A 26,458-nucleotide genomic window follows, 5' to 3' on the forward strand; every position below is an offset into this window, starting at 1 on the left:
CGGGCCGTCAGGTCCGCTGCATGCTTGTTTCGGTGCGTGCCGTGGCCCGCTGCTTTTTTAGTGTGAAGCGGGTCAGGCCCGCTTCAGGGCGAACTTCATCTGGTCGAGCTTGGTCTTCAGCGAGGCGTCGAACAGCTTCGAGCCGACCTTGACCTTCAGTCCGCCCAGGATCGACGGATCGACGCGGGCGGTCATCTCGGGAGCCTTGCCCAGCGCCTGCGACAGGGCCGAGCGAATATGGGTGGTCTGGGCGGCCGACAGCGGCACGGCCGAGACGACTTCCGCCGCGACGACGCCGGTGTGCGCCGCATACAGGCTCTCGAAGCCGGAGATCACGGCGCCCAGGTCGCGGGCGCGGCCGTTCTGGGCCAGGAGGCCGAGGAAATTCTTCGTGGTGGCGTCGAACTTCGCCTTGGTCGCGATGGCCGCGAGGCCCTTTTGCTGGTCCTCGGCGGCGATCACCGGCGAGGTGGCGAGGCGGCGCAGGTCGGCGCTCTCGATCCAGGCGGCCTTCAGCGACTTCAGGTCGGCGCGAATGGCCTCCAGGCGGCCGGTTTCCAGGGCCAGGTCGAACAGCGCCTGTGCGTAGCGCGCGCCGACTTCCGTAGTTCTGAAATCGTCAGCCAAGGCCTGTCCGTCCGCTGTGCGTGTCTGTTCAAACGACCGGCCGCGAAGCTCGCGCCGGTCAAAGGCTTGTAATGCTTAAGGAAAGCACGCCAAGGGCCGTCTCGTCGGAAACGCCCCCTGGAAGCCGGGCGCCTGATAGCATGGGCTTTTCGCTGTCGCAACCGAAGCCGGGGAACGATACGGTCGCACCCACGCTCACCACTGCGACATTATGGCAGCCTCAACCTCAAAGAACGTCATTTTCGCCGCCCTGGCCGGGAACCTTGCCATCGCGGTGACCAAGCTGGGCGCCGCCCTGTTCACCGGCTCGGCCGCCATGATGTCAGAGGCGATCCACTCGGGCGTCGACACCGGCAACCAGATCATCCTGCTGATCGGGCTCAGACGCGCCGCCCGGCCGGCGAGCGTCGGCCACCCGTTCGGCCACGGGCTGCAGCTCTATTTCTATACATTCGTGGTCGCGGTCCTGATCTTCGGCGTCGGCGCGGTCCTCTCGATCACCCACGGCATAGAGCGTATCCGGTCGCCCGAGCCGATCCAGAACGCCTGGGTCAACTATGTCGTGCTGGGCCTGTCCGTGCTGTTCGAGGGCGCATCGTGGCTGGTGGCGTTGAACGCTTTCAACAAGCAACGCGAGGGCCGGCCCTTCTTCGCCGTCATCCGCTCATCCAAGGACCCGACCATTTTTACCGTCCTGTTCGAGGACACCGCTGCCCTGGTCGGTCTCGTCGTCGCCCTGGTCGGGGTGGTCTGCAGCCATCTGTTCGATCTGCCGGTGCTGGACGGAGTCGCCTCGGTCGTCATCGGCCTCATCCTGGCGATCACCGCCGCCTTCCTTGCCGTCGAGAGCCAGAGCCTGCTGACCGGAGAGGCGGCCGATCCTGCGACCCGCGAAGGCATCGAGGCCATCGCCCGCGCCGCGCCCGGGGTCATGGGGCTGAACGACGCCCGCACCATGCATTTCGGTCCCAACGAGATCCTCGTCTGCCTCAGCCTCGACTTCCGCGACGACCTCACCGCCGCCGAGGTCGAGGACACGGTCGCCCGGCTGGAGCACCGCATCCGCGCCGCCTACCCCCAGGCTGGCCGCATTTATGTCGAGGCCCAGAGCCTCGCCAGCCATGCCGCGGTCCGGGCCGCCGTGATGGCCTGCGGCGGGGCGGGGGCCCTGGTCAATCAGGTCCCGGAAGTCATTTCGACGCGGCCTGCGTCCTAGCCTGGGCTTGAACTGCGCCGCGCGGCGTGCGCTACAGAGAAAATCCTTCCCGCCAGAGAGACCTTGATGTTCGACAGCATTATCCCGCTGCTTAGCGACCCGGCCGCATGGGCCGCCCTCGTTACCCTGGTGGTGATGGAGATCGTGCTCGGCATCGACAATCTGATCTTCATCTCGATCCTGTCGAACAAGCTTCCGCCCGAGCATCGCCAGCGCGTGCGCCGCATCGGCATCGGCCTGGCCCTGATCATGCGCCTGGCCCTGCTGTCGGTCATCGCCTGGCTGGTCGGCCTGATCCAGCCTGTCTTTACGGTGATGGGCAACGAATTCTCGTGGAAGGATCTGATCCTGATCGCGGGCGGCCTGTTCCTGATCTGGAAGGCCACCAAGGAAATCCACCACACGGTCGACCCGACGCCGTCGCATGACGTCCTCGACAAGAAGGATGTGATGATCTCCAACGCTGGCTCGGCGATCGTCCAGATCATCATCCTCGACCTCGTCTTCTCGATCGACTCCATCCTGACGGCCGTCGGCATGACTGAACATCTGCCGATCATGGTGGTCGCCGTTCTCGCCGCAGTGACCGTCATGCTGTTGGCCGCCGACCCCCTGGCCAACTTCATCGCCAAGAACCCGACCGTGGTCATGCTGGCGCTCGGCTTCCTGCTGATGATCGGCCTCGTCCTGATCGCCGATGGTTTCGGCTTCCATGTGCCCAAGGGCTATATCTATGCCGCCATGGCCTTCTCGGCCGGGGTGGAGGCGCTGAACATGCTGGGACGCTCAGCCACCTCCAAACAGGAGAAGGCCAAACTCGCACGTCAGGTCGCCGATCAGGCGGAAGTGCGCGCGAGGGAAGCGGAGGCGGAAGCCGCCGCCGACCCGGCCCACTGATGCGTGGGCGGGCGTTCCGTCCGGTCGCGGCGTTCGCGGGGCTGATCGGCCTCGCCTTCGCCCCGGCCGTGGTTGCACAGACGTCAGCGCCCGCCGCCCCCGTCGCGCAGGCCGTCGCGCCCGCGACCCAGCCCGCCCGACCGCCGCGCTACGGCTACGATATCGTCGCCACCTATCCGCACGACCCCGCCGCCTTCACCCAGGGCCTGGAGTTCCACGACGGCATCCTGCTGGAGAGCACGGGCCGTCATCCGTCCAGCGTGCGCCGCGTGCGCCTCGAGGACGGCGTGGTCCTGCAGAAGCGCGATCTGGATATGCAGTTCTTCGGCGAAGGCCTGACCGCCGTCGGCGATCGCATCATTACCCTGACCTGGCAGGGCGGCCACGGCTTCGTCTGGGACATCGACGACCTCGAACCGGCCGGGACCTTCTCCTATTCCGGCGAGGGCTGGGGCCTGACCCACGACGACACGCGGGTCATCCTGTCGGACGGCTCCCCGTCGCTGCGTTTCCTCGATCCCGTCACCCTGCAACAGACCGGCTCGGTCCCGGTCACCTACATGGGCCGGCCGCTGGAGCGGCTGAACGAGCTGGAGTTCATCGAGGGCGAGGTCTGGGCCAACGTCTGGCAAACCAGTTTCATCGTCCGCATCGACCCGGCCACGGGCGTGGTCATCGGCGTCATCGACCTGACCGGCATCCTGCCCGACCCGGTCGCCAATCCTTCGGACGACGTCCTCAACGGCATCGCCTGGGACGCCGAGAACAGGCGGCTTTTCGTCACCGGCAAGAACTGGCCGAAACTGTTCGAGATCCGCCTGACCGGCCCGCGCTGACGTCACAAGTCCCCCCCTGTGCGCGCTTGCGCATGGGGAGGTGGCAGCGAGCCCTGCGCGAGCTGCCGCAAGCGTTCTTGCCGCCGCTGAGAATCCCTCCGTCTCTTCGCTACGCTTCGAGCCACCTCCCCACGCCTGCGGCGCAGGAAGGAAACAGGTTGCAGGAATTTATTCTCTCTCGCCTCTTGCGACCGCCAGCCGTCGACCCCACGTCCCAGTCAGGTCTTTGACATCTCAATCCGCGAAGCGCGTCGTCCGCCCGATTTTCGTCCGCTGAACAAACCGCCCACGCACAAGTCCTTGTTTTCCCTCGTCCGACCAGTCGTTTCGTCCGTTTCGTCAGGGTGTTTTACGTCCGCACCCACCGGACGAACGGTCGCTACAGGAAGCTGTACGGATCCACATCCACCGTCAGCCGAACGGATCCCGGCACCTTCACCCGGCTGAGCCACGACCGCAGGAACCCCTGCAGGTCGACATCCCGGTCCGCCCGCACGAGCAGTCTCTTGCGACGCCGCCCCCGGATCAGCCCCAGGGGCGCATCGGCCGGGCCATAGACCTCCAGCCGCTCCGCGTTGGGGATCGCCGCCGCCAGGGCGTTGGCGACCTTCTCGACCGCCATCGCGTCGATGCCCGACAGGATGATCGCGGCCAGCCGTCCATGCGGCGGCAGTGAGGCCGCCTCCCGCTCAGCCATCTCGGCCTCAACGAAGGCGTCCCGGTCCCCGGCCGCCAGCGCCATCAGCACCGGATGCTCGGGCGTCCAGGTCTGCAGGATCGCCCGACCCGGCTTGTCCGCCCGCCCCGACCGGCCCGTCGCCTGGGTCAGAAGCTGGAAGGTCCTCTCCGCCGCCCTCAGGTCCCCGCCGCGCAGGCCGAGGTCCGCGTCCACCACCCCGACCAGGGTCAGGTGCGGGAAATTGTGGCCCTTGGCCGCGGCCTGGGTCGCCACCAGGATGTCGATCTCCCCGTCCGTCATCCGCTGGATCAGGGCCCGCATCGCCCTGGGGTCCGGGATGGTGTCGGAGCTGAACACAGCCGTCCGCGCCTGCGGGAAAAGCTGGCGCACCTCCTCCTCGACCCGTTCGACGCCGGGCCCGACCGAGACCAGACTGTCCTCGGCCCCGCACGACGGACACAGCTTGGGCCGCACCATCGAGAAGCCGGTCAGGTGACAGACCAGCCGCCCGGTGTAGCGGTGCTCGACCAGCCAGCTGTCGGTGTCCGGCGAGGTCATCCGATGCCCGCAGGCCCGGCACAGCACCACCGGCGCATAGCCACGCCGGTTGAGGAACAGCAGGGTCTGCTCCCCCGCCAGCAAGGTCTCCGCGATCGCCTCCCGGAGCGGCTGCGACAGCCAGGTCTGGGGGTCGGGCGGGTTCTGCCTCAGGTCCAGCAGGCTGATCGCCGGCAGCACCGCCGCCCCGTGCCGGCTCGACAGCCTCAGCCAGCCGTAGCGGCCGTGATGGGCGTTCCACAGGGTCTCCAGCGACGGTGTCGCGGAGGCCAGGACCACCACCGCCCCCTCGATCCGCGCCCGCGCCACGGCCAGGTCGCGGCCGTGATAGACCAGCCCGTCCTCCTGCTTGAACGACCCGTCGTGCTCCTCGTCGACGACGATCAGCTTCAGCTTCGTGAAGGGCAGGAACAGGGCCGAGCGCGCCCCGACCACGATGTTGCAGCGGCCCGCGACCACCGCCTCCCACACCATCCGCCGACGCGGCGGCGCGACCCCCGAATGCCACTCCGCCGGCGCCGCCCCGAACCGCTTGGTGATCCGCTCGATCAGGGCCTGGGTCAGGGCGATCTCGGGCAGGAGGATCAGAATCTGGGCCGACGGGTCCCGCTTCAGCGTCCGCGCCACCGCCTCCAGATAGGCCTCGGTCTTGCCCGACCCCGTGACCCCGTCCAGCAGGAAGGGCTTAAAGACGCCGGCCTCGGTGGCCGCAGACAGCACGTCCGCCGCCGCGGCCTGGTCCGCGTTCAGCGTCGCCGGCCTATGGTCGGGATCGGGCGGATCGAAGGCGGCCTCCGCCTCGATCTCGATGACCTCGAGCACGCCCTCGTCGACCAGCCCCTTGACCACGGCAGAGGAGACCCCGGCCGCCCGGGCCAGCGCCGCCCCCGGCATCGCCGTCTCGCCGAGCGCCTCCAGCACCGCCGTCCGCCCGGCCGTGGGTCGCGCCGGGACCCGGTCGCCGACGCGCCTGAGCCGCCGCTCCGGCCGGGGCCTCGGCGCCCGCAGTCCCTTCAAGGCCGTCGCCGCCATCTCTCCGGGCGGGCTCAGGGTCCAGCGCGCGGCCCATTCGACGAAGTCCACGGTCCCCGGCGGCAGACGCGGATCGTCCAGCTTCGCCTCGACCGCCTTCAGCCGCCGGTTCGACCCCGTCGTCTCACGCACCTCGGCCACGATGCCCCGCATCAGGCGCGGCCCCAGGGGCACAGAGACCTGATCGCCGCGCGCCAGGTCCATGCCTTCGGCCACCTCGTAATCGAAGGCCTCGTGCACCGGCAGGGGAATGAGAACCGAGGCGACTTGCACCTATTCCTCCCCCGTCGGGGGAGGGGGACCGCCGCGCGCTTGCGCGGGGGTGGAGGGGGCCCGCCGCCTCCGTCGGACTCCGGATCGGGCCCCCTCCGTCTCTCCGCTTCGCTTCGAGCCTTGAGGATCGGCTCGTACACGAGCCGACCGCAAGCCCCCGACGGGGGAGGATTTAGAGGCTCGCTCTCGCCTGCCTACGCCGTTAAAACCCGGACCCATGAAACTCTTCCTCGACACCGCCGACGTCGCCGTCATCAAGGACATGCTGCCCACCGGGATGGTGGACGGCGTGACCACCAATCCCACGCTGATCGCAAAGTCCGGGCGCAACATCGCCGAGGTCATCGCCGAAATCTGCGCCCTGGTCGAGGGCCCGATCTCGGCAGAGGCCGTGGCGACCGATTTCGAGACCATGGTCAAGGAAGGCGACAAGCTCGCCGCCATCGCCCCGAACGTCGTGGTGAAGCTGCCCCTGACCTGGGACGGCCTGCGCGCGGCCCGCGCCTTCGCCGACAAGGGCGTCCAGACCAACGTCACCCTTTGCTTTTCCGCCGCCCAGGCCCTGCTGGCCGCCAAGGCCGGCGCCACCTACGTCTCGCCCTTCGTCGGCCGCCTCGATGACCACGGCGCCCAGGGCATCGAGCTGCTGGAAGAGATCCGCGCGATCTACGACATCCACGGCTTCGAGACCCGGATTCTGGCCGCCTCCCTGCGTCACCCGGCCCATGTGACGGCCGCCGCGCTCGCCGGATCGGACGCCGCCACCCTGCCCGCAGACACTTTCAAGGCCCTGATCAAGCACCCGTTAACCGACAAGGGTCTTGATGCCTTCCTGGCGGACTGGGGCAAGACGGGCCAGTCGATCCTCTAGAGGATCGACAAACCGGGACGCTCCATTCTGTAGTTTACGACCCGGCGTTCCGGGAGGAGCGCCGACGTGACGTCCAGGGACCAGACCGCAGACCTGTTCGCCGCCGGCGACCTTCACTGGCCCGACGTCCGCGCCTGGCTGCAAGCCAACCCCCAGACCCTGCTGGACGACCGTTCCCTGCTGGCGGAGGTCGGTCTGAAGCCGCCTGGGCGCAATGTCGTCGAGTTCGGCCGCGCCGCCCTGACCCGGCTCGAGGAAGCCGCCGAGCGCGAGGCCGACGCCAGGAAACGTATCGAGTCGGTCGCCCGTGCGAACTTCGCCGCCCAGACCCAGACCCATGTCGCGGCCCTGGATCTGATGGAGTCGCGCAACCACTCCGATCTCGCCCGCAGGCTGGATGCGGTGGCGCAGGGCCGCTTCGGCCTCGCGGGCGCCGCCATGGCCATCGAGAAGCCGGGTGGCGTGCCCTTCGGCTGGCGGGGGCTGGAGGTCGGCGCCGTCGACACCCTGCTCGGCGACCACGGGCTGACCTGGCTTGGGCCCATGTTCGACGGTCTCGACCTTTTCGGCCCTTCGACGGAGCAGGCCAGGTCCGTGGCCCTGATCCGCATGGCGCCGCACCTCGGCGGCGAGCGCCCCGAAGAGGCCCGCCCCGGCCTCTGCGCCTTCGCCTCGCCCGAGGAAGAAGGCTTCACCCCCGGCATGGGCTGCGAACTGGTCGCCTTCATCGCCCGGGTCGTCGAACGCACGGCCGAGCGATGGCCGATCCTCAACTGACCGCCCCAAGGCGCCTCAGCGCAAATGAGGCCCTCTCGGCCTGGCTTGAGCATCTGGCGCATGAGCGCCGCCTGTCGCCCCGCACGCTGGAGGCCTACGGCCATATCGGTCGCCAATATCTCTCCTTCCTCGAACGCCATCGTGGCGAGCCGCAGCGTCTCGCCGACCTCGGGACCGTCGCCGCCGCCGAACTGCGCGCGCACCTCGCCGAGCGACGCTCCGGCGCCAATTCCTGCAAGAATGGGCCACTCAATGCCCGCTCGCTCAGCCAGACCCTGTCGGCGATCCGCACCTTCCACGTCTTCCTCGACCGCCGCTGCGGCACGCCCGCGCCCCAGTTGGCCCTGGTGCGCGGGCCCCGGGTGAAGCCCTCCCTGCCCCGCCCGGTCAGCGCCGATCAGGCCCGGGGCATGCTCGCCGAGCCCGCCCTCGATCCGGACGCCGAACCGTGGGAGGCGTTGCGCGACGTCGCGGTCCTGTCGCTGCTCTACGGCTGTGGCCTGCGAATCTCGGAGGCGCTCGGCCTGACCCGCGCCGATGCGCCATTGCTCGAAAGCCTGCGCATCACCGGCAAGGGCGGCAAGACCCGGATGGTCCCGGTCCTGCCCGCCGTGCGGTCAGCGGTTGACGCCGCGCTCGCCGCCCAGCCCTTCCCGCTCGAGCCGTCGGACGCCCTGTTTCGGGCCCGTCGCGGCGGCCCGCTCAGCGCCCGCCATGTGCAGGCGACGGTACAGAAATTGCGCGGCCGACTAGGCCTGCCGGCATCGGCCACGCCCCACGCACTGAGGCACAGCTTCGCCACCCATCTGCTGGGCGCGGGCGCCGATCTGCGCAGTATTCAGGAGCTGCTGGGCCACGCCAGCCTGTCCACGACCCAGAAATACACCGCCGTCGACGCCGCCCATCTGCTGGGCGCCTACGCCGCGGCCCATCCACGAGCCTAGTGGGCCGGAAGGCGATCTCCGCGTCCGGGCGCGACGGCTTCACGACCGATCGCGTTCGAGCCGGGCACCCGGTAGTTGACGACGATCGGTTCCGGACAGCCGTTCACTCGGCGATCCAGCAGGCGATAGAGGCCGACCGGGTCGCCGCCGTCGCGCCATAGAAGGCTGTTTCCGGCATTCGGATACGTCGCCAACCTGACATCGCTGTCGCAGCCGAAACCGGTGTCGCTCAAGACCGGCATCCGCGCGGCGTTCTCTTGCGCAGGACGCTCCGGCACGATCATCTCTTGAATTGTCCCGGGCCGAAGGGAAGGGGCAGGAATCTCGGCGGTCTGGGACGCGGCGGTGAGAAGGAGCAGCATCGACAACATCGGAATCTCCATTCTGAACGCCCGGTATACACCCTCCGGCTGCACTCCGACATGACCAATCGGTAACGCGGCGCAGGCTAGGCGCGCCCCGGCCGCCGTCCTAGGCTCGGGCAAATGCTGCGGGGAGGCGGCCATGATCGAGCGGACAACGCAGACCAGGGACGAACCCGGGCGCGAGGGCCTCGACCGCCGGCTGATGCTGGGCGGCGGCGCCCTTCTGCTCACCGGTCTCGGCGGCTTCACGCAACAGGCCGTCACCCCGCCCGCCCCGCCGCCCGAAGCCCTGTCGCTGTCGGCGAACCTGCTGACCCGGATGGCTGCCGCCGTGCGGCTGAACGGCCGCAGCCCGCGCCTTTTCGTGCTGGACACGGGCGCCGAGCGCACCTCCATCGCCCGCGATCTGGCCGAGGCCCTGGGTCTGCCGGCCGGTCCCACGGTGGTCGTCCACGGCATCACCTCCGCCCAGGAGACGCCCACAGCCGTGGCCGGGCGGGTGACTTTCGGGCGGCGACGTTTCAACAACGTGGTCATGCCCGTGTTCGAGCGGTCGCTGCTGGCCGCCGACGGCTTGCTGGGCCTGGACATCCTGTCCCAGTTCCGGCTGTCGATGAACCTGGCGGACCGGACCGTCAGCCTGACGCCCTCGGGCCCCGCCTTCTACGCGGGGGGCTCCGCCTCCGTCATCCCGACGCGCCTGCCAGGCGGCGCGCGGGCGCGACTGGATTCCTCGGGCCAGTTGATTCTGACCAACGCCGTGGCCGACGGCGTCCCGGTCCAGTCGTTCGTCGACAGCGGCGGCCAGTATTCGATCGGCAACACCGCCCTGTTGCGCGCCATCGGCGGTCAGGTGGGTTCGCGGCCCATCCCGCTCTACGGCGTCACCGGCCAGACGATCGACGCCTATGCCGGTCGCCTGAACACCTTGAGGATCGGCCGGCATGAGCTGGGCGCCACGCCCCTGCTGTTCGCCGAGCTGCACGCCTTCAACACCCTGAAGCTGGGCGACCAGCCGGCGCTGCTGATCGGCGCCGACGTGCTCTACCGTTTCCGCCGGGTCGAGCTCGACTATGGCGCGCGTCGCATGGGCTTCGGCGGGCTGCAGCCGCGAACCACGCCCTCGGCCATCGAGCGCCGCTAGATCGCCCTTATGGCTCCGCCATCAATGCGGATCAGGGAACCCGTGACATAGGCCGCCCTCGGACTGGCGAGGAAGGCCGCCACGGCGCCGAACTCGGCCGGATCGCCCAGCCGCCCGACCGGAATACTCTCGACCGACTTCGACTGCGCCTGTTCCGGCGTGCCTCCCGTGAGTTCGGCGGCGGCCTTGTCCAACTGCTGGATACGCGGCGTGTCGATACGGCCGGGCAGGAGGGTGTTGACGGTCACGCCGTCCGCGGCCACCTCGGTCGCCAGGCTCTTGGCCCAGCCGGTGATTCCGGCGCGCAGGGTGTTGGACACGCCCAGCATCGGATTGGGCTCCACCGCCGAGGACGAGGCGACATTCAGGATGCGGCCCCAGCCCGCCGCGCGCATGGCCGGCAGGACCCGGTCGCTCAGACGGAAAACCGACAGCACCATGGACTCGAACTGAGCGCGCCACAGGTCTGGATCGAGCCCCGCGACGCCCGACGGCGGCGGCCCGCCCGTGTTGTTCAGCAGGATCTCGATCGGCCCGCCCAGCAAGCGCTCGGCCGTATCCACCGCAGCCAGCAGGCCCGCGTGATCCGCCAGATCGGCCGTCACGATCACGGCTCGGCCGGTCGACGTCGCATTGATCCCGTCGGCCACGACTTGCAGCTTTTCCGCGTCCCGCGACAGCAGGGCGACATGGGCACCCTCCGCCGCCAGCGCTTCGGCCACGGCGCGACCAAGACCGCTGGATCCGCCGCAGACGAGCGCGCGTTTGCCGGCAAGGTGGAGGTCCACCCTAGGCCTGCATCGTCCAGCCCTCGACGCCCATAGCCGCCTGTTTGACAGCTTCCGAGCGGGTCGGATGGGCGTGGGAGGTGCGGGCGATGTCTTCCGATGAGCCGCCGAAAGCCATCGTGATGCAGGCCTCGGCGATCAACTCGCCGGCAGAGGGGCCGAAGATGTGCACGCCCAGCACCTTGTCCGTCGTCGCATCAGCCAGAACCTTCACGAAGCCCTCGGTCTCGTGGTTGATCTTGGCGCGGCTGTTGGCGGTGAAGGGGAATTTGCCCTTCTTGAACGCGACGCCGGCGACCTTGAGCTGTTCCTCGGTCTTGCCGACCCAGGCCACTTCCGGCCCGGTGTAGATGACGCTGGGGACTAGATCATAGTCGACGTGGCCCGCCTTGCCGGCGATGAACTCGATGACGGCGACGGCATCTTCTTCCGCCTTGTGGGCCAGCATCGGGCCGTGGGTCGCATCGCCGATGACCCAGATCCCGTCCTTGCCGGTCTTCAGATGGTCGTTGACGAGGAAGCCGCGCTTGTCGGTCTCGATGCCGACGCTCTCCAGGCCCAGCCCGGCGGTGTAGGGACGACGACCGATGGCGACCAGGACCACGTCGCCGGTCAGGGTTTCGACGGCGCCGCCAGCGGCGGGCTCCAGCGTCAGGACCACGCCGTCCTTGGCCAACTTCGCCGAGGTGACCTTGGTCCCCATCTTGAAGATCATGCCCTGTTTGGTCAGGCCGCGCTGGAAGGCGGTGGCGACCTCGGCATCCATGCCGGCGCCGACCTTGTCGAGGAACTCCACGACGGTGACCTCGGCCCCCAGGCGACGCCAGACGGAACCGAGCTCCAGCCCGATCACGCCCGCGCCGATGACGATCAGCTTCTTGGGAATCGCCGACAACGACAGTGCGCCGGTGGAATCGATGATCTTGCCCTCGACGAAGTCCACGCCCGGCAGAGGGGTGGGCTCGGAGCCTGTGGCGATGACGATGTTCCTGGCGGTCAGGATCGTGACGGTTCCGTCGGCGGCGGTGACTTCCACCTTGCCGGTACCGACGATCTTGCCCGTGCCCTTGATCCACTCGGCCTTGTTCTTCTTGAACAGGAACTCGATCCCCTTGGTCAGGGCCGTCACGCTTTCAGCCTTCTGCTTCATCATCTGCGGCAGGTTGACCTTGGGGGCGCCAACATCGATGCCCAGGGTCGGGAACTCCTTGTTGGCGATCTCGAACAGTTCCGACGCGTGCAGCAGGGCCTTCGAGGGCATGCAGCCGACGTTCAGGCAGGTGCCGCCCAGGGTCTCGCCCTTTTCGACGCAGGCCACCTTCAGCCCCAGCTGCCCCGCCCGGATTGCGGCATTGTAACCGCCGGGTCCGCCGCCAATCACGACGACATCGTAGGAAACGGGAGCGGCGGGGGCGGCGTCTGCCATGAGAACCTCTGTATCGGGCGCAGTCGGGGAGTCGGCCGCTGTCCTAGCGCCTGACCGTTCCGGGTCAACCGCTGGCGGGGATATGGGGGTCCCTTCCGGCCTCAAGTAGCCCAAGGGGCGATAGGCCGACGAAGAATGTGGATCAGGCGGCGAGATGGCCGGGCGAACGATGTCGCCGCCTCCGTCGCGAGACGGCGACAATGATGAGGCCGACCACCAGCAATATGCCCAGCACCAGCCAGGTCGGATCGACCGACAGGCCGATCGGGGCCACCGCCTCGGCCGACTGTCGGGCGATCTCGCCTCCGCCGGCGGAGGCGTCCGCCTGGATCGAGGCGCTGGCCGGACCGCCGCCGCCCGATCGGTCGATGGCCAGCCTCAGCACCGCATCAGCGAGGAAGCCGAGGAAATAGGCCACAGCCGCCTTCGGATTGCCGGCGCCGAGCATGAAGGCCGCAACCAGATACAGGGCCACCGCTCCGATCCACAGCGCCGTCTGGGGGATGCCGCCTCCGGTCTCGACGACGGCGGAGGCGCGCTCGGTCGCTACCGTCGTGGAGGCGCCCTCGAAGAAGGTGGAAAGAAAAGGCCAGGCCAGCCAGCCCGCATAGCCGATCACGGCCAGCACCAGAACGAACCGAAGGATCTTCATGGCCGGGCTCCGAACGCGATCAAACGACGTTCGTTAATCTAACACGCCGCCCCGCCAAGCCAAGCCGTGAAGCGTCAGGCCGCGCCCGCGATCGCCGGTTCGACGGGCGGCAGGATCACGGTCGCCTCGGCGCCCTCGCCCTCGGCCCCGGTCAGGGTCAGGGCGCCGCCGGACTGGCGGGCGAAGGCGTGAACCTGGGCCAGGCCCAGACCCGCCGCGCCGTCGCGGGTGGTGAAGAAGGGTTCCAGCGCACGGGCCGCAGTCGCGGCATCCAGCCCCGGGCCGGTGTCGCGCACCGTCAGCCGCGCCCCACCCTCGGCGAGCGCTTCCAGCCGCACGGCCACGGATCCCGCGCCGCCCAGAGCCTCGACCGCATTGCGGACCAGCGCCTGGACCGCGCCTTCGAAACCGACCGGATCGACGCGCACCGGCGCCGCGTGGGAAGGCCCCTCGATCAACAGATCGACGCCCGGCCCGGCAAGGGCCCGCAGACGGGTCTCCATGGCGCGCAGCAACACGCCGGAATCCAGCACCTGGGCATGGGCGTCCTCGCCCTGCGAGAAGGCCGACAGACGACGGGTAAGGGCCTCTCCTCGCTGCCCGGCCGCCAGCGCCGCCTGGCCCAGACGTCGCACGCGGGCCGGGTCGTCGGCGGTCTTCAGCAGCATGTCGAGCGCGCTGGTCATGACGGCCAGCAGGGCGTTGAAGTCCTGGGCCACGCCACCGGTCAGGCGGCCGACGCTCTCCAGCCGACGCGAGGCCTCGTTGCCGGTCTCGACCTGGGACAGGGCCTGTGCGCGCGCCTCTTTGGTCGCCCGTTGAGCCTCGGCCCGTTCCGCTTCGATCTGGGCGCGAGCGGCTTCCAGCTCGGCCTGCAGTTCCGCCTCGCGGGCCGCGGCGGCTTCCAGTTGCGGCGTCAGGGCGGCGGCCGGCTCGGCCAGGAGGACGGCTGCGGGGGCCATGCCGGGTTCAAACTCAACGACGGGGGCGGACTCGACCTCGATCTCAACCGCCGTCTCCGGCACGACGGGATCGCCGGCGAGCAACAATGCGTCGACCGCCTCGTCCGGTGCGTTCAGCGGCAGGATGCGCCAGGCCACGCCGTTGTCGCCGCCCATCGTCGAGACGATGCCATCGGCCTCACCAGGCTGGGCGCTGATCGCGGCGCGCAGGTTCTGGCGACCCTCGACCCGCTCGGTCTCGCCCAGGAACTGGTCGGCGAAATCGGCGCCGATGACATCGAGCGTGCGCCCGAACAGAGCCAGGGCCACCGGATTGGCTTCGCGCACCACGCCGTGAGCGGACACCACCACCAGGGCGCTGGACGCAGCTTCGAACACGCGGCGGGTCAGGTCGTCGCCGGCCGCGACCGACGCGGTCTCGGGCTGGAACGCTTCCGGCGTGGTCAGACCTTCGGTCTCTACGAGGGCGGCTGTCGAGCCGATGATCTGGCCGTGGGCGTCCTCGATCGGCATGGCGGTCACCGAGACCAGCATCTTCCGCCGGGTCGCCGGGTTGGCGAGGATGTGCTGAAAGCCCTTTACCGTCTGGCCGCGCAGGGCCCGCGCGCTGGGCAGCAGGTCCGGCGGCACGGGCCGGCCGTCGGGATAGGTGATTCCCCAGGTCGCCGAGTGGAACCGCAGACCGATCAGCTCGGCGTCGCGGCGGCCCATCAGCTGGTGGGCGGCCCGGTTGGCGAAGACGAATTTGCCGCCGCGATCCGTCTGGACCAGGGCGACGGGAATGGCGTTCAGGGTCTCGTACAGCCGCGTCTCGGCCGCCTCGCGGGCCCGGGACACCGCCCCCAGCTCATCCGAGGTCGAGACATGGCGGGTGCGGTTGGTCACCGCGAACACCAGAGCCAGAATGGCGATGACCGAGGTCACGGCGGCGACGATTCCCAGAACGAGGACCCAGTCGATGTCGCCTTCCATGAACATGTTCGGTCTTCCTGTCTTGGCACGCGGCGCGGCGTTCGACCGGCTGACTGCAAGCCCGGCGCCGCCCGGCGTCACAAGCCGGTTACGGCCTGTCCCGGCGCGGGTCCAGTCGCTTTCGCGCGATCCGGAGAAGCATCCCCGACTGACGCAGAAGGACCGGGCGTCGCCGCCCGGCCCTTCCCGTCTTGATACGTTTTATTCGCCTTAGAAGTTGAAGCGAATACCTGCGTCGAAGCGACGGCCGAACCGTTCCCACTCGATCGTGTACTGGCTTTCGCGAGAGTAGCGACGGCCCGGCGTGTTGGTCAGGTTCGAGGCGTCCAGATAGACCTCGAAGTTGTCGGTGACCGCATAGCGGACCGAGGCGTCCATCTCGTCATCGGCGGCCCAGTAGGTGCTGCCGCCGTCCGCGACCGGACCACAGGCGTCGAGCCAGGCCGTGCGCTTGCGGAAGTTCAGGCGAGCCGACAGGCCGTATTTCTCATAGTAGGCGCCCAGATTGTAGACGACGTCGGAGGTGTTCGGCAGCGACACCCGCGACCCGTCCGGAGCGGTGGCCTGGCTCTGGTTGGCGGTGACGTTGATGGTCAAACCGAAGCCGCCCATCCATTCCGGCAGTTCCAGCTGTTCGACATACGGGTCCAGCTGCAGCTGGAAAGCGCCTTCGAAGCCCCAGATATAGCCTTCGCCGCCGTTGACGAGGGTAGACAGACGATACTGCGAACGATCCGTGCCCGTGGTGTTCAGGACGGTCGAATTGAACAGGCGCGTGTCGGTGAACAACACGTCCTCTACCCGCTTGTAGAACAGGCCCGCCGAGAAGAACCCCTGCGGCTGGACGTACCATTCATAGTAGGCGTCGACGCCGTATGCCCGTTCCGGCTTGGCGTCCGGGTTGCCGCCCGAGACGGTCTGGTTGGCGTCGTTGAAGGTGAAGTTCGGACGCAGCTGGTCGTAGTCGGGACGGGCCGCGCCGGTCGAGAAGGACAGGCGCAGCTTGCGGTCCTCGTCGATGTCGTAGTTCACGTGGACGCTCGGATAGACCAGCGTCTGTTCGTTCTCGACCTCGACCCGGGTGTTGGCGCCGCCCAGGGCCACGATCGCCTGGCCGGTGTTGGTGATGTGCTCGATGCGGGCGCCGGCCAGGAACGAACCCCAGTCATAGCCGAGGCGAACCATGCCGTAGGCCGCCGCGACCTGTTCCTCGACATTGTAGAAGTTGGCGTTGATCGGCGTGTAGGGGTTCAGGGCCGCGGCGCGCGACACCTGGTCCCGCATGGCCTGCAGGTCGAAATAGCGGAAGGTGTAGCCCAGCGGAATCCTGCCCATGAAAGGCGTGCTGAGCGAGACCGGCAAATAGGTGGTCGACACCCCGGCCGCCGCGAACTGGGCGGCGGTGGTCAGCGCCATCTGGCTTTCGTTCGATTCCTTGGTGCGCTGATCGTACTGCCCTCCGAGAGTGACCCGGGCGTCAGCCCCGAACAGCGACAGCTCGCGCCGGGCGTCGAAACGGCCGGTGTAGGCCTCGGTTTCATCGATCGCCCGCAGCGAGGTCAGCTGGGTGAGAGTGCGCTGGAAGTCGTCGATGTTGGTGACGCGAGCGCCGCGGCTGTAGGTCGTGGCCGCGCCTGTTCCCGTCGTGATCGTATTGTAGAGCTCGATGTTGTGGCGGTCGATATTGGTGAAGTCGTAGAAGATCGTCGGACGCAGGTTGCGGGTCGACGGGCTTTCGTAGCGGGCTTCGCCGACCACCGAACGATCGTCGATCGAGCGGGTGAAGTTCAGGCGCCAGTCCAGGTTCCAGGCGCCGAGCTCATGCTCTCCGCCCAGGGTATTGGTGAAGATCGACTGCTCGTAGGCGCGCAGGGTGGCGCGCTGGTTGATGTCGATGCCGTAGACCGTGCCCAGCAGCGAGGTGTTGCCGATGCAGCTGTCGGCATAGCCGGTGTTGGTCACGACGCCCGTGGGCACGACGGCGCAGGGCGCGGCGGCCGAGCGCGGCGGGACCGACGGATCGGCCTGACGGTCGTCCATGTCGAACAGGAAGTTGTCGCGCGCCTCGTCGTCCTGGAATGTGGTGTAGATGGACTCGAAGAAGACCCGGTTCGTGTCGTTCGGACGCCAGTCCAGACGGCCCGATTGCGAATAGTTGGTGCGGGTCAGGCGATAGAGCTTGTTCTCGGTCTCGCGCGCCCACAGGCGGTTGGCTCCGCCGGGCTGAACGTCCTGGGACACGATCTCCCAGTCGATCTCATAGTTGTCGGTGACCATGTTGCGCTCGTAGTACGAGCCCGAGGCCAGGATGCCGATCTCTCCTATGCCGGTGTCGAAACGGTCCGACACGACCAGCTGGCCTTCGTATTCCTCGCGGTCGCCCAGTTCGACGACGCCGGCGCCCAGCTTGCCGGCGACGCGCAGGCCTGGATAGTCGAAGGCCGAGCGCGTGACGATGTTGATGTTGCCGGCGATGGTCTCGCCGGTCAGGTCCGGGGTGACCGCCTTGTTGACGACGATCTGCGAGGCGATGGCCGAGGGCAGGCTGTCGAAGCGGGTGTCGCGGCCCTCGGGGCTGACGACGCCGATGCCGTTGATCGACAGGGTGGTCCAGTTCACCGGCGCGCCACGCAGGCTGATGTAGCGGGGCTGGCCCTGGTCGCTGGCCACGGCCGCGCCGGGCACGCGGGCGATCGCCTGGGCGATGTTCTGGTCGGGCAGACGGCCGACGGCGTCGGAAGCGATGACGCTGACCAGGCTGTCGGAGTTGCGCTGGACCTGAAGGGCGGCGGCTTCGGATTCGGCGATCGGCCGGCGGCCGGTGACGACGATTTCGTCAACCTGATCGGCGGCCTGTACCTGAGCGAAGGCGGCGTTGCCGATGAGCAGGGGCGCGACAGCAGCCCCCAGCAGAAGTGCGCGTTTCATTTTGAGCATCCCCGATGGTCCGATCGACCCCCCGGCCGTCGGCTCTGGAGGCCGCTGCTAAGCCACAGCGACGACGCCACAGCGACGCTTGTGCGACGCTGTGGTAGCGGTTGCCTGGCCAGGATGTGACAGTTCTTCCGTAGACGGTGAATGACCGCTGCGGCCGTCCGAGAAAGCCGGAGCCCGGGGTTGACCGGCGGTTTCCCACGTGGTCTGCGCCGCCGCGCCACGCCCTTTCATTGAGGATCCGCCATGCGCCAGATCGGCCTCTGCACCGCTGCAATCGCCTCACTGCTCCTCGTCGGTTGCGCCACCCACGAGGTCGACTACCAGGGCGAGGGCGAAGGTCTGGTGGGCGCCGGCGTCCGCGTCCGGGCGGCGCTGGAAACGCCGTCGGTCGGCACCGGCGGTGGCGAGGATGCGGCCGACGATCCCGCCATCTGGGTCGGTCAGCGACCGGTCGAGGTCATGGGAACCACCACCGCCGGCTTCGTCGCCGGCACCGACAAGAAGGCCGGCCTCTACATCTACGGCTTCGACGGCGTCGTGCTCCAGTTCCTGCCCGAGGGGCTGCTGAACAACGGCGATGCGATCGAAGGACTGACCGTCGCCGGCCGGCCTCAGGTCGTGCTGGGCGCCAGCGACCGGACCCCGGGCAGGGAGGGGGTGTCCCTCTATCTGTTCGATCCCGCCGGGACGGGCCAGAACGGCGTCCGGCCCTGGGGCGCCATCCGCACCGACGTGGTCGAGCCCTACGGCTTCTGTTTCGCGCGTCGTAGCGGCGAGATCCATGCCATCCTGGTCGGCCACAAGGGCGAGGTCCGCCAGTTCGTCCTGACCACCGACGCCGCCGACCGGCCGGTCTCGCGCGAGGTCCGTCGCTTCGAGATCGGGTCGATCTCCGAGGGCTGCGCCGCCGACGAGGCGACCAACGCCCTCTATCTGGCCGAGGAGAATGTCGGCGTCTGGCGTTACGGCCTCGACCCGGCCTCGGGCGACGTCCGCACCCTGATCCAGGGCATCGAGACCGACAGACTGGTCGCCGACGCAGAAGGGTTGACGATCCTCGCCGACGGCGCGGCCCGCTATCTGATCGGCTCCAGCCAGGGCGACAGCGCCTTCCCGGTCTGGCGCATCGACGGCGCCGCCCCCGAATACAAGGGCCGGTTCGTGGTCGAGGACGGGGTCGTGGACGGCGTCACAGGCACAGACGGTCTGGCGGCCATGGGCGGTCGCGTCTCGGACGCCTTCCCGGAAGGGCTGGTGGTCGTGCAGGACGACGTCAACGACGTCGGCACCCAGAACTTCAAATACATCGACTGGCGCGTGATCAAGGCGGCCCTCGGCCTCGATTGATCCTCAGGGCCTCAGGTCGCTAGTCTGGCTGGATGACCGACGACCACAACACCCACGATTCGCCCGAAGGCCCTGGCGAAGATGGCGGAGGCTTCGACGCCGACGACTGGTCGCGGCTGAAGCCCTTCACCGGCCGCGTCGCCACCCTGGACGACGTCCAGGCGCGGCGCGCGGTCTTCGCCCTGGGCGACTCGGAAGACCCGAAGGTCATCGACATGGACCTGCCCCAGCCCGTCATCTGGTGGGACGATGACGGCGAACAGGGGGCGGTCGCGGTCCAGGCGGAGGTCCATGCCGGCGCCTTCGGCGAACCCATGGAAGTCCTGGGCCTGATCCTGCCCGACGGCGACGCGGTGGTAGCCCTGCTGGATGACGTCGATCTGGTCGACGACACCGATCCCCACTGGCGACGTCTGGTCGATGAGGCGATCGACCCGAACGCGGCGAACGAGGACTGAGGGCGACCCTCCTCTTCGGCGGTCTGGTCCGGGTTCGTCCGCCGAAAACACCCTGACGAAATGGACGACACCGCAACCGGACCTCATAAAATCAATCACCTGGCTCCCCCGCCTTCGTCCGGCGGCGGGATTATGCGAAATGCCGGCGAGTGGCGCGTCCTGGTATTGTCAAAGACCCTGGCGATGACATGGGCGCCAACACGCCCAGGCACAAGGACGCAATGGGAATAAATTCTTTCTCCGCACCTTTTGGCCATGGGTGGCCGGACCGTCTTGTGGCCGAAGGTCCCTTTCGACCGTGGGCCAGGGTCGCAAATGGAGCCACACAAGACCTTCGGAGGACCCGCTCCGGGCCAGGTCGATCTCAGCCCGTGGCGGCCAGCAGGGCGACCATGGCGAAGCCGGCATAGGTACCGATGGCGTTGCCGATGGAGCCGATCAGGATGGCGGGCAGGACCAGGTCCTGACGACGCTCTGACTCGGCCAGGACGAAGGCGGTGGAGGAGCCGCCGATGTTGGCGCTGGAGGCCAGGGCCAGGACGATGGGCTCCAGCTTCAGCACCGCGCCAACGCCGAACAGGACAACGGAATGGACTGCAAAGACGATGCCGACATAGGCGAACAACACCGGCGTCAGGCTGCCGGCCGCGACCAGGGCGGCGAGGTCGGCATTGGCCCCGACGACGGCCAGGAACAGATAGATGCCCCACAGGCCGAGCGTATTGGCCTGGGTCAGGCGGGCGACGGCGGGCGCCTGGGCCACGAGCAGGGCCAGGGTGGTGACGATCAGGATGGAGGGAACGGTGATGCCCCGCGCCTCCAGCCAGGTCGAGGCGAGGCCGGACAGCCAGATGGCGACGGCGGTCAGGGCCAGGGGAATGGCGATGGCCAGCGTGCCGGTGAGCGGTGGCGGCGGCGTGTGGGCGTGGACCGGAGCCTGTGCCGGATCGCCCGGCTTGCCGAACCATCCGGACTTCAGCAACAGGGCGGGCAGGGCCAGGGTGACGATGATCCAGACGTCGGTCATGACGTTGTCGACCACGGTTGCCGCCGTATAGAGCCCGCCGTCGCGCGTGATGTCGTAGGCCTGGGCCACAGCGTTGAAGTTGGCGCCGCCGCCGATGTAGGTGCCGGTGAACATCCCGGCGAGCGGGCCGTAGGACGCCCCGACCATGCCCTGGATCGGCGTGACGACATTGGCGATCCAGACGCCCAGGAAGGTGCCGACCGCACCGATCAGGAAGGCCCCAATCATCGGAGCCCCGGCCCGCTTCAACGCCTTCAGATTAACGTCCAGCAACACAAGAAAGATCGCCGCCGGGATGACGTAGGTGAAGATCGGATCATAGACCGGCCCGCCCGAGGCGGCGGGCGGAATGACCCGGAGATTGGCCAGTAGCGCCCCCAGCACGATGACGATCATCGCCGCCCCGAGCTTTTGGAACACTCCGATCCGGCCGAGCGCATCGGACAGGGCTACGATGACGACCAGGACAGTGAGAACGCCGAGCGGGCTGGAAATCAGGGCGGCCGATGAAGTCATCGAACGACACTAGCCGGATTGGGGACGGTGGCAATCAGGCCGGCGCGCGAGGCCTGACGGGAGGCTCCGCCTGCCTCTCGCTCATGGTGCGCGAGGCCTAGGTGACGTCCATTGGCGCCTGCCCCCAGGCATGGTTTCGGATCGTGGATGCATGACCGCGTTCGGCCCTAACCGTACGCTGCTGATTGCACCGATCAGGGGTCGACCGGGTTTCACGCCGGCCAAATCGTATCGCCTCGGGGCGTCAGGCGCCGTTCAAGATGCTGCATGCTGCGCCTGACATTCAGGACTGATACCCGTTGTCTCTCGGGAGCATTTGACCCGTGATCATGACGTGCCGGAAACCAGATGTCAGGCCTTCGTCTACGGCAAGATCACGCCCCAGTCGGCGACGGTCATCATGATCACAACCACCATCGGCAAAAGCACGAGCAACCCATAGGCGGTCAGGTGGGCCACCCCACGCCACAGGGCCGAGATCGGGCCCATCTCATAGTACCGGGCTGCCGCCACGGTGAAATAGGCCAGATAGGGCAGGATCAGAAGGTAGGCCGGCAGATTGCCCCCCAGGCTGTTGATCCCGGCCAGGATCATCATCATCACGAACGAGATCGCATGGGCCCACATGGCGAAGATGACGTGCTCCAGGAACAGCCGTCGTCGCCCGAACAACGGGATCAACAACGTCGCGTAGAGTGGCATCAGCAGCCACAGCAGGTTCGGCAACCAGGCCGACATCCGCTTCGCTGCCTTCTCGTCGATCTGGATCCCGGCGATGACGGCCTCGAGCGAGGTGCGTTCTGGCGGGGTCTTCGCGGCCGCCGCAGCCTGTTGGAGCGCCAGTGTCACCGCCGGATCGACGGCAGGCTCGATATTCTTCTGCAGCCAACGCGATTGCTCGACTGCCCCGGTGACGATGTTGCCCACACCCGGATCACGGGTCACCACGACAGTCTGACCCGGCACGACCTTCCAGGTGGACTGATACAGACGGGTGTCGCCGAAGTGCAGCACGGCCAGAAACAGGGCCGTCGTGGCCACGAAAAGCTTCAGCGGCGTGATATACAGCGACCCCGCCCCGGCGCGGTAGGCCTCCAGCAACCGACCCGGCCGCACCGCCAGTACCGCCAGGGTGCGGGCCAGCTTGCCGTCGATCAGGCTGTAGGAGGCCGCGACCTCCTTCGCCATGGCAAGTAACGGCGCGGGCCTGGCCTGAGAGTCCTGACCGCAGGCATGACAATATCGCCCGGCGAGAGGCGTTTCACACGCCGCGCAGACACCCGGTTCAGTCGCCATGGCTCGCCCTCAACCCTTAGACGACACTCTAGAAAAATCCCGTCTTCCCAAGCAAGCGAATGCGGCGGCTGCCCGCCGGCGGCCAGGAGATGAATCTGCCGCCAGCGCTCCTTCCTGGAAGAGCCAGACCAGATCACAGCAGCGGAGCGGCGGTTGCCGTTGAAGTGACGAATGTCTGATTTGGGAAGGTCCGCTCGCCCACCCCCTCCCGGACCGTCCGAATGTCCGCTTTTGAGGCGCCAGGCCGGCGAGCCAGATCGCAATAAGAGAATATCCAGGGCTGTCATAGGCGCGGGCGCCGGGAGTCGACCCTGGCAAACTCACGCAGTTCGGCACGGAATGGATAAAGGCCCGGTCGAAACCGGCCTCTTCAAATCGACTGGAGCGGGCGAAGAGATTCGAACTCTCGACCCCAACCTTGGCAAACTCACGCCGCCCGGGGCGCAGACAGCAAAAAGGCCCGGTCTCGCGACCGGGCCTCTTGGTTCGACTGGAGCGGGCGAAGAGATTCGAACTCTCGACCCCAACCTTGGCAACCTCACGCCGCCCGGGGCGCAGACAGCAAAAAGGCCCGGTCTCGCGACCGGGCCTCTTGGTTCGACTGGAGCGGGCGAAGAGATTCGAACTCTCGACCCCAACCTTGGCAAGGTTGTGCTCTACCACTGAGCTACGCCCGCACTTCAGTCGGAGGCGGGCTTGTAGCGGAGACGTACGACGGATCGCAAGTCCCCTGTAGAAACTTTCCTTGCGCTCAAGCAGCGAGCCGCCGCGCGGTGAGCGATAGCGCCCTGCTTCGCCTCAGCGCGGCGCCATCCTGATGGCCCCGTCGAGGCGGATGCATTCGCCGTTGATGTAGACGTTGCGGGCCAGCTCCAGCACGAGGCTGGCGTAGTCCGCCGGCCGCCCCAGGCGGCTGGGGAAGGGGATCTGGGCGGCCAGGGCGTCCTGGATCTTCTGGTCCATGCCGGCCATCATCGGGGTCCACATGATGCCGGGCAGGATGGTGTTGCAGCGGATGCCTTCCTGGGCGAGGTCGCGGGCGACCGGCAGGGTCATGGCGTAGACGCCGCCCTTGGACGCCGCATAGGCCGCCTGACCGACCTGACCGTCCTGGGCCGCCACGGAAGCCGTGTTGACGATCAGGCCGCGCTCGCCGTCCTCCACGGGCTCCAGGGTCATCATCCCTGCGGCCGATTGGCTCAGGACACGGAAGGTGCCGAACAGGTTGACGCGGACGGTGCGCTCGAACTGGGCCATGTCGTGGGGCTTGATCTCGCCGGTGTCCCTCTTGCGCGAGACGGTCTTCATGCCGGTGGCGATGCCGGCGCAGTTGACCGTCAGCCGCTCCTGGCAGTGGGCGGCGCGGGCCTTGTCGAAGGCGGAAGCGACCGAGGCGTCGTCGGTGACGTCGACGGAGCAGAAGATGCCGCCGATTTCTTTGGCGATCGCCTCGCCCTTTTCAGCGTTGAGGTCGAACAGGGCGACCCTGGCGCCCGTGGCCGCGATGGCGCGCGCGGTCCCCTCGCCCAGGCCCGAAGCCCCGCCTGTCACCACTGCTGCGATCGACCCGTCGAGTTTCATGGAATTCGTCCCTATGTTCTGATTTGAACTTCTGATTGCCGCGGGGATTTAGCCGCCATGACCGCCAAAGCCAAACCCGCGTCGGGGCCGATCACCCCGGAAGACGCCATTGATCCGGCCAGGGCGCTCGTGCCTTCGGTCCAGAAGGTCAACGAGGTGCGGGTGCGCACCGGCTTCTGGCCCAAGCTGGGCCGGGTCGCCTCGCGTATTCCGTTCGCCGACCAGGTCGTCGCCGTCTACTATGCCGCGCGCGACCCGGAGACGCCGATGGCGGCCAAGGGGATCATGCTGGGGGCGCTGGCCTATTTCGTCATGCCGCTGGACGCCATCCCGGACGTGCTCGCCGGCATCGGCTTCACCGACGACGCGGCGGTGATCACGGCGGTCATCGCCACCCTAGGCGCCAATGTCCGCAAGAAGCACCGCGAGGCGGCCGAGAAGGCTCTCGACCGCCTGCGCGACATCTAGCTCTCGACGGTCACCACGACCTTGCCCATGACCGTGCGGTCGGACAGGGCCTGGATGGCCTCGTGGGCGCGTTCCAGCGGGAAGGTGCGGCTGACGCGCGGCTTGATCTTGCCCTCGGCCCAGAACTTCATCAGGTCGGCGACATTGGCCCTGTGCCCCTCGGGATCGCGCGCGGCGGCGGCTCCCCAGAAGACGCCGACCACCGACACCGACTTCAGCAGCGTCAGGTTCAGCGGGAAGGACGGGATGCCGGCCGGGAAGCCGACCACCAGATAGCGGCCGTTCCAGTCCATCGAGCGCAGGGCCGGTTCGGCATAGTCGCCGCCGACGCCGTCATAGACCACGTCCGGGCCGTCGCGGCCCGAGGCCAGCTTGAACTCGCCCGAGAGCTCCTTCTGGGCCGCCTTGTCCATCGGCCCCGACGGATAGATCAGGCCGTTGTCGGCCCCAAGCTCGAGCGCGAACTGGACCTTGTCATTGGTCGAGGCGGCGGCCGTGACCTGGGCGCCCATCGCCTTGCCCAGTTCGACGGCGGCGGCGCCGACCCCGCCCGCGGCGCCCAGCACCAGCAGGCGTTCGCCGGCCTTTAGCTGGGCCCGGTCTTTCAGGGCGTAGTAGGAGGTGCCGTAGGTCATGATCAGGGCGGCGGCCTCCTCGAACGACATGGCGTCCGGCATCTTGATCAGCGCCTCGGCCCGCACCGCCAGCCGCTCGACCATGCCGCCCCAGCCGGGCATGGCGATGACGCGGTCGCCCTTGAAGACACCCTTGACCCCCTCGCCCACAGCCTCGACCACGCCGGAGACCTCGCCGCCCGGCGAGAAGGGGCGCTGGGGTTTGAACTGGTATCTGTCCTCGATGATCAGGGTGTCGGGGAAGTTCACCCCCACGGCCTTGACCTCGATGATGACCTCGCCCGCCTTGGGGGTGGGATCCAGCACCTCCTCGACGACGAGGCTGTCGGGGCCGCCGACGGTCTTGGACAGGACTGCGCGCATGAAATGCCTTTCAGGGGTGATGGGAAGAGAGCGGCTCAGGCCACGGAAACAGGTTTGTCCTGGCGGATCCAGCCAGTGACCGACAGGCGGTTGCCGCCGGCGAACGGGGCTACATAGGTCACGGCGTGTTCATAGGGGACGGTGAACAGGTTCAGGGCGTTGAACCTGGGCGTATAGGCCTCGGACACATGGCCGTCGTCGTCGATAAAGGCCAGCAGCCCGCCCCAGTCCGCCCGCCAGTCCGGCGTCAGGCTGAGCACATAGGCATAGAGCCGCTGGCGTCTCTCGTGGGCGTCGTTGTGCTGGTTCAGATAGTGGCCCGGCTGGAATCGCGTGGCCTGGCTGTCGACATAGAGGGGCCGATCATCGCCCGTCGTCTCGCGCACGAAGCCCAGAAACGCGTCGCTGTTCAGCATCTCGTGCAAGGCGCGATAGACCGGCCGCACCAGTCTGCCGTTCTCGATGTCGGTCGAGATGCGCACCGTGTCGAACATGAAGTGCAGGCCGCTGGAGGTCTCCGTGTGCGCCACGGCCATGAACTGGCGATACTGCTCGGGCGTCAGGGCCTCCAGGGTCTCGACCGGAATGTCGGCGTTCTTGCCGCCGCTGATCGTCGAACAGACCCACAGAGTTTCGGCGACGAGGGTCTCGTACAGGGTCGCGGCGCTGTCCGGCGTCAGGAAGCCGGGGATATGGACGCGGCTGAACGATTTGAACGCCGGGCGGATGTCGCGCCCCTTCAGCCCCGGATCGATCTTCGCCACGTCTCGTCGCCCTGTGGTCAGCCTGTCGTGCGGCGACGGTTGTCACA

General features: G+C 68.0%; 23 protein-coding genes and 1 tRNA gene. 10 read left to right on the forward strand and 14 right to left on the reverse strand.

Translation table 11 applies throughout. The annotated features are described in order from the left end of the window. Positions 1-72 precede the first annotated feature (72 nt). Entirely contained in the window at positions 73-627 is a 555-nt protein-coding gene (locus tag ACP7AZ_RS11775) for a F0F1 ATP synthase subunit delta (protein ID WP_426038840.1), read from the reverse strand. Between the two features lie 211 nt (positions 628-838). Between ACP7AZ_RS11775 and ACP7AZ_RS11780 the strand changes: the two genes are divergently transcribed. From ACP7AZ_RS11780 to ACP7AZ_RS11790, 3 genes are all read left to right on the forward strand, one after another. Next, positions 839-1,843: a cation diffusion facilitator family transporter gene (locus tag ACP7AZ_RS11780; protein ID WP_426038841.1), complete on the forward strand. Its 1,005-nt coding sequence runs from the start codon at positions 839-841 to the stop codon at positions 1,841-1,843. A 66-nt stretch (positions 1,844-1,909) separates the two neighbouring features. Then, positions 1,910-2,740 carry a TerC family protein gene (locus ACP7AZ_RS11785; protein ID WP_426038842.1) on the forward strand — a complete coding sequence of 277 codons (831 nt, stop codon included), beginning with the start codon at positions 1,910-1,912 and terminating at the stop codon, positions 2,738-2,740. Further along, entirely contained in the window at positions 2,740-3,576 is an 837-nt protein-coding gene (locus ACP7AZ_RS11790; RefSeq protein ID WP_426038843.1) for a glutaminyl-peptide cyclotransferase, read from the forward strand. The genes ACP7AZ_RS11785 and ACP7AZ_RS11790 overlap by 1 nt, the downstream gene beginning before the upstream one ends. Before the next feature lie 379 nt (positions 3,577-3,955). Here ACP7AZ_RS11790 and ACP7AZ_RS11795 read toward each other — a convergent pair whose 3' ends face one another. After that, positions 3,956-6,118 carry a primosomal protein N' gene (locus ACP7AZ_RS11795; RefSeq protein WP_426038844.1) on the reverse strand — a complete coding sequence of 721 codons (2,163 nt, stop codon included), beginning with the start codon at positions 6,116-6,118 and terminating at the stop codon, positions 3,956-3,958. Between the two features lie 217 nt (positions 6,119-6,335). Between ACP7AZ_RS11795 and fsa the strand changes: the two genes are divergently transcribed. The 3 genes from fsa to ACP7AZ_RS11810 all read left to right on the forward strand — a co-directional run bounded on the left by fsa (position 6,336) and on the right by ACP7AZ_RS11810 (position 8,710). Further along, on the forward strand, positions 6,336-6,989 hold the full coding sequence (fsa, locus tag ACP7AZ_RS11800) for a fructose-6-phosphate aldolase (protein WP_425989386.1): 654 nt from the start codon (positions 6,336-6,338) through the stop codon (positions 6,987-6,989). A gap of 66 nt (positions 6,990-7,055) precedes the next feature. Next, positions 7,056-7,766: a DUF484 family protein gene (locus tag ACP7AZ_RS11805; protein WP_426038845.1), complete on the forward strand. Its 711-nt coding sequence runs from the start codon at positions 7,056-7,058 to the stop codon at positions 7,764-7,766. Then, positions 7,748-8,710, forward strand: coding sequence for a tyrosine recombinase XerC (locus ACP7AZ_RS11810; protein WP_426038846.1), 963 nt, complete (start codon positions 7,748-7,750; stop codon positions 8,708-8,710). The genes ACP7AZ_RS11805 and ACP7AZ_RS11810 overlap by 19 nt, the downstream gene beginning before the upstream one ends. Here ACP7AZ_RS11810 and ACP7AZ_RS11815 read toward each other — a convergent pair. Continuing rightward, complete coding sequence (locus ACP7AZ_RS11815) at positions 8,707-8,994, reverse strand: hypothetical protein (protein ID WP_426038847.1); 288 nt, start codon at positions 8,992-8,994, stop codon at positions 8,707-8,709. The genes ACP7AZ_RS11810 and ACP7AZ_RS11815 overlap by 4 nt on opposite strands. A 220-nt stretch (positions 8,995-9,214) precedes the next feature. Between ACP7AZ_RS11815 and ACP7AZ_RS11820 the strand changes: the two genes are divergently transcribed. Then, entirely contained in the window at positions 9,215-10,219 is a 1,005-nt protein-coding gene (locus tag ACP7AZ_RS11820) for a retropepsin-like aspartic protease (protein WP_426038848.1), read from the forward strand. Here the strand turns inward: ACP7AZ_RS11820 and ACP7AZ_RS11825 are convergent. The 5 genes from ACP7AZ_RS11825 to ACP7AZ_RS11845 form a co-directional block, all read right to left on the reverse strand. Beyond that, positions 10,216-11,007 carry an SDR family oxidoreductase gene (locus ACP7AZ_RS11825; protein WP_426038849.1) on the reverse strand — a complete coding sequence of 264 codons (792 nt, stop codon included), beginning with the start codon at positions 11,005-11,007 and terminating at the stop codon, positions 10,216-10,218. The genes ACP7AZ_RS11820 and ACP7AZ_RS11825 overlap by 4 nt on opposite strands. Before the next feature lies 1 nt (position 11,008). After that, complete coding sequence (gene lpdA / locus ACP7AZ_RS11830; protein ID WP_426038850.1) at positions 11,009-12,433, reverse strand: dihydrolipoyl dehydrogenase; 1,425 nt, start codon at positions 12,431-12,433, stop codon at positions 11,009-11,011. Positions 12,434-12,575: 142 nt separating this feature from the next. Then, positions 12,576-13,085 carry a hypothetical protein gene (locus ACP7AZ_RS11835; protein WP_426038851.1) on the reverse strand — a complete coding sequence of 170 codons (510 nt, stop codon included), beginning with the start codon at positions 13,083-13,085 and terminating at the stop codon, positions 12,576-12,578. Between the two features lie 74 nt (positions 13,086-13,159). Further along, positions 13,160-15,025 (reverse strand): ATP-binding protein, encoded by a 1,866-nt coding sequence (locus ACP7AZ_RS11840; RefSeq protein ID WP_426038852.1) that lies wholly within the window; start codon positions 15,023-15,025, stop codon positions 13,160-13,162. Between the two features lie 204 nt (positions 15,026-15,229). Then, a complete protein-coding gene (locus ACP7AZ_RS11845) occupies positions 15,230-17,947 on the reverse strand; it encodes a TonB-dependent receptor (protein WP_426038853.1) in 2,718 nt (905 codons plus the stop codon). A gap of 252 nt (positions 17,948-18,199) precedes the next feature. Here ACP7AZ_RS11845 and ACP7AZ_RS11850 point away from each other — a divergent pair, with 252 nt between their 5' ends. Then, positions 18,200-19,303: a phytase gene (locus tag ACP7AZ_RS11850; RefSeq protein ID WP_426038854.1), complete on the forward strand. Its 1,104-nt coding sequence runs from the start codon at positions 18,200-18,202 to the stop codon at positions 19,301-19,303. Between the two features lie 32 nt (positions 19,304-19,335). Next, positions 19,336-19,761, forward strand: coding sequence for a hypothetical protein (locus ACP7AZ_RS11855; protein ID WP_426038855.1), 426 nt, complete (start codon positions 19,336-19,338; stop codon positions 19,759-19,761). A gap of 364 nt (positions 19,762-20,125) precedes the next feature. Here ACP7AZ_RS11855 and ACP7AZ_RS11860 read toward each other — a convergent pair whose 3' ends face one another. From ACP7AZ_RS11860 to ACP7AZ_RS11875, 4 genes are all read right to left on the reverse strand, one after another. Then, positions 20,126-21,304, reverse strand: a complete 1,179-nt coding sequence (locus ACP7AZ_RS11860) for a DUF819 domain-containing protein (RefSeq protein WP_426038856.1) — start codon at positions 21,302-21,304, stop codon at positions 20,126-20,128. 363 nt (positions 21,305-21,667) lie between these two features. Further along, a complete protein-coding gene (locus ACP7AZ_RS11865) occupies positions 21,668-22,492 on the reverse strand; it encodes a DUF3667 domain-containing protein (RefSeq protein ID WP_426038857.1) in 825 nt (274 codons plus the stop codon). 710 nt (positions 22,493-23,202) lie between these two features. Next, positions 23,203-23,277 (reverse strand) — tRNA-Gly (locus ACP7AZ_RS11870). A 121-nt stretch (positions 23,278-23,398) separates the two neighbouring features. Next, on the reverse strand, positions 23,399-24,181 hold the full coding sequence (locus ACP7AZ_RS11875; RefSeq protein ID WP_426038858.1) for an SDR family oxidoreductase: 783 nt from the start codon (positions 24,179-24,181) through the stop codon (positions 23,399-23,401). Between the two features lie 57 nt (positions 24,182-24,238). Between ACP7AZ_RS11875 and ACP7AZ_RS11880 the strand changes: the two genes are divergently transcribed. After that, a complete protein-coding gene (locus ACP7AZ_RS11880) occupies positions 24,239-24,649 on the forward strand; it encodes a YkvA family protein (protein WP_426038859.1) in 411 nt (136 codons plus the stop codon). On the opposite strand, the gene ACP7AZ_RS11885 is transcribed toward ACP7AZ_RS11880, so the two are convergent. Together ACP7AZ_RS11885 and ACP7AZ_RS11890 are read right to left on the reverse strand one after the other, a co-directional pair. Beyond that, entirely contained in the window at positions 24,646-25,647 is a 1,002-nt protein-coding gene (locus ACP7AZ_RS11885; RefSeq protein ID WP_426038860.1) for an NADPH:quinone oxidoreductase family protein, read from the reverse strand. The two genes, ACP7AZ_RS11880 and ACP7AZ_RS11885, sit on opposite strands and share 4 nt — an antisense overlap. 35 nt (positions 25,648-25,682) lie before the next feature. Further along, complete coding sequence (locus ACP7AZ_RS11890; protein ID WP_426038861.1) at positions 25,683-26,411, reverse strand: 2OG-Fe(II) oxygenase; 729 nt, start codon at positions 26,409-26,411, stop codon at positions 25,683-25,685. Positions 26,412-26,458: the final 47 nt, after the last annotated feature.

Origin of the sequence: Brevundimonas sp. DC300-4 (assembly GCF_049897365.1) — a bacterium.
GTDB lineage: Bacteria > Pseudomonadota > Alphaproteobacteria > Caulobacterales > Caulobacteraceae > Brevundimonas.

Bases quoted from the DNA above. Each gene is read 5' to 3' on its own strand.
- ACP7AZ_RS11780 (WP_426038841.1), top strand. From the start codon at position 839: ATGGCAGCCTCAACCTCAAAGAACGTCATTTTCGCCGCCCTGGCCGGG.
- ACP7AZ_RS11785 (WP_426038842.1), top strand. From the start codon at position 1,910: ATGTTCGACAGCATTATCCCGCTGCTTAGCGACCCGGCCGCATGGGCC.
- ACP7AZ_RS11790 (WP_426038843.1), top strand. From the start codon at position 2,740: ATGCGTGGGCGGGCGTTCCGTCCGGTCGCGGCGTTCGCGGGGCTGATC.
- fsa (WP_425989386.1), top strand. From the start codon at position 6,336: ATGAAACTCTTCCTCGACACCGCCGACGTCGCCGTCATCAAGGACATG.
- ACP7AZ_RS11810 (WP_426038846.1), top strand. From the start codon at position 7,748: ATGGCCGATCCTCAACTGACCGCCCCAAGGCGCCTCAGCGCAAATGAG.
- ACP7AZ_RS11815 (WP_426038847.1), bottom strand. From the start codon at position 8,994: ATGATCGTGCCGGAGCGTCCTGCGCAAGAGAACGCCGCGCGGATGCCG.
- ACP7AZ_RS11820 (WP_426038848.1), top strand. From the start codon at position 9,215: ATGATCGAGCGGACAACGCAGACCAGGGACGAACCCGGGCGCGAGGGC.
- lpdA (WP_426038850.1), bottom strand. From the start codon at position 12,433: ATGGCAGACGCCGCCCCCGCCGCTCCCGTTTCCTACGATGTCGTCGTG.
- ACP7AZ_RS11835 (WP_426038851.1), bottom strand. From the start codon at position 13,085: ATGAAGATCCTTCGGTTCGTTCTGGTGCTGGCCGTGATCGGCTATGCG.
- ACP7AZ_RS11840 (WP_426038852.1), bottom strand. From the start codon at position 15,025: ATGTTCATGGAAGGCGACATCGACTGGGTCCTCGTTCTGGGAATCGTC.
- ACP7AZ_RS11845 (WP_426038853.1), bottom strand. From the start codon at position 17,947: ATGAAACGCGCACTTCTGCTGGGGGCTGCTGTCGCGCCCCTGCTCATC.
- ACP7AZ_RS11850 (WP_426038854.1), top strand. From the start codon at position 18,200: ATGCGCCAGATCGGCCTCTGCACCGCTGCAATCGCCTCACTGCTCCTC.
- ACP7AZ_RS11855 (WP_426038855.1), top strand. From the start codon at position 19,336: ATGACCGACGACCACAACACCCACGATTCGCCCGAAGGCCCTGGCGAA.
- ACP7AZ_RS11860 (WP_426038856.1), bottom strand. From the start codon at position 21,304: ATGACTTCATCGGCCGCCCTGATTTCCAGCCCGCTCGGCGTTCTCACT.
- ACP7AZ_RS11865 (WP_426038857.1), bottom strand. From the start codon at position 22,492: ATGGCGAAGGAGGTCGCGGCCTCCTACAGCCTGATCGACGGCAAGCTG.
- ACP7AZ_RS11875 (WP_426038858.1), bottom strand. From the start codon at position 24,181: ATGAAACTCGACGGGTCGATCGCAGCAGTGGTGACAGGCGGGGCTTCG.
- ACP7AZ_RS11880 (WP_426038859.1), top strand. From the start codon at position 24,239: ATGACCGCCAAAGCCAAACCCGCGTCGGGGCCGATCACCCCGGAAGAC.
- ACP7AZ_RS11885 (WP_426038860.1), bottom strand. From the start codon at position 25,647: ATGCGCGCAGTCCTGTCCAAGACCGTCGGCGGCCCCGACAGCCTCGTC.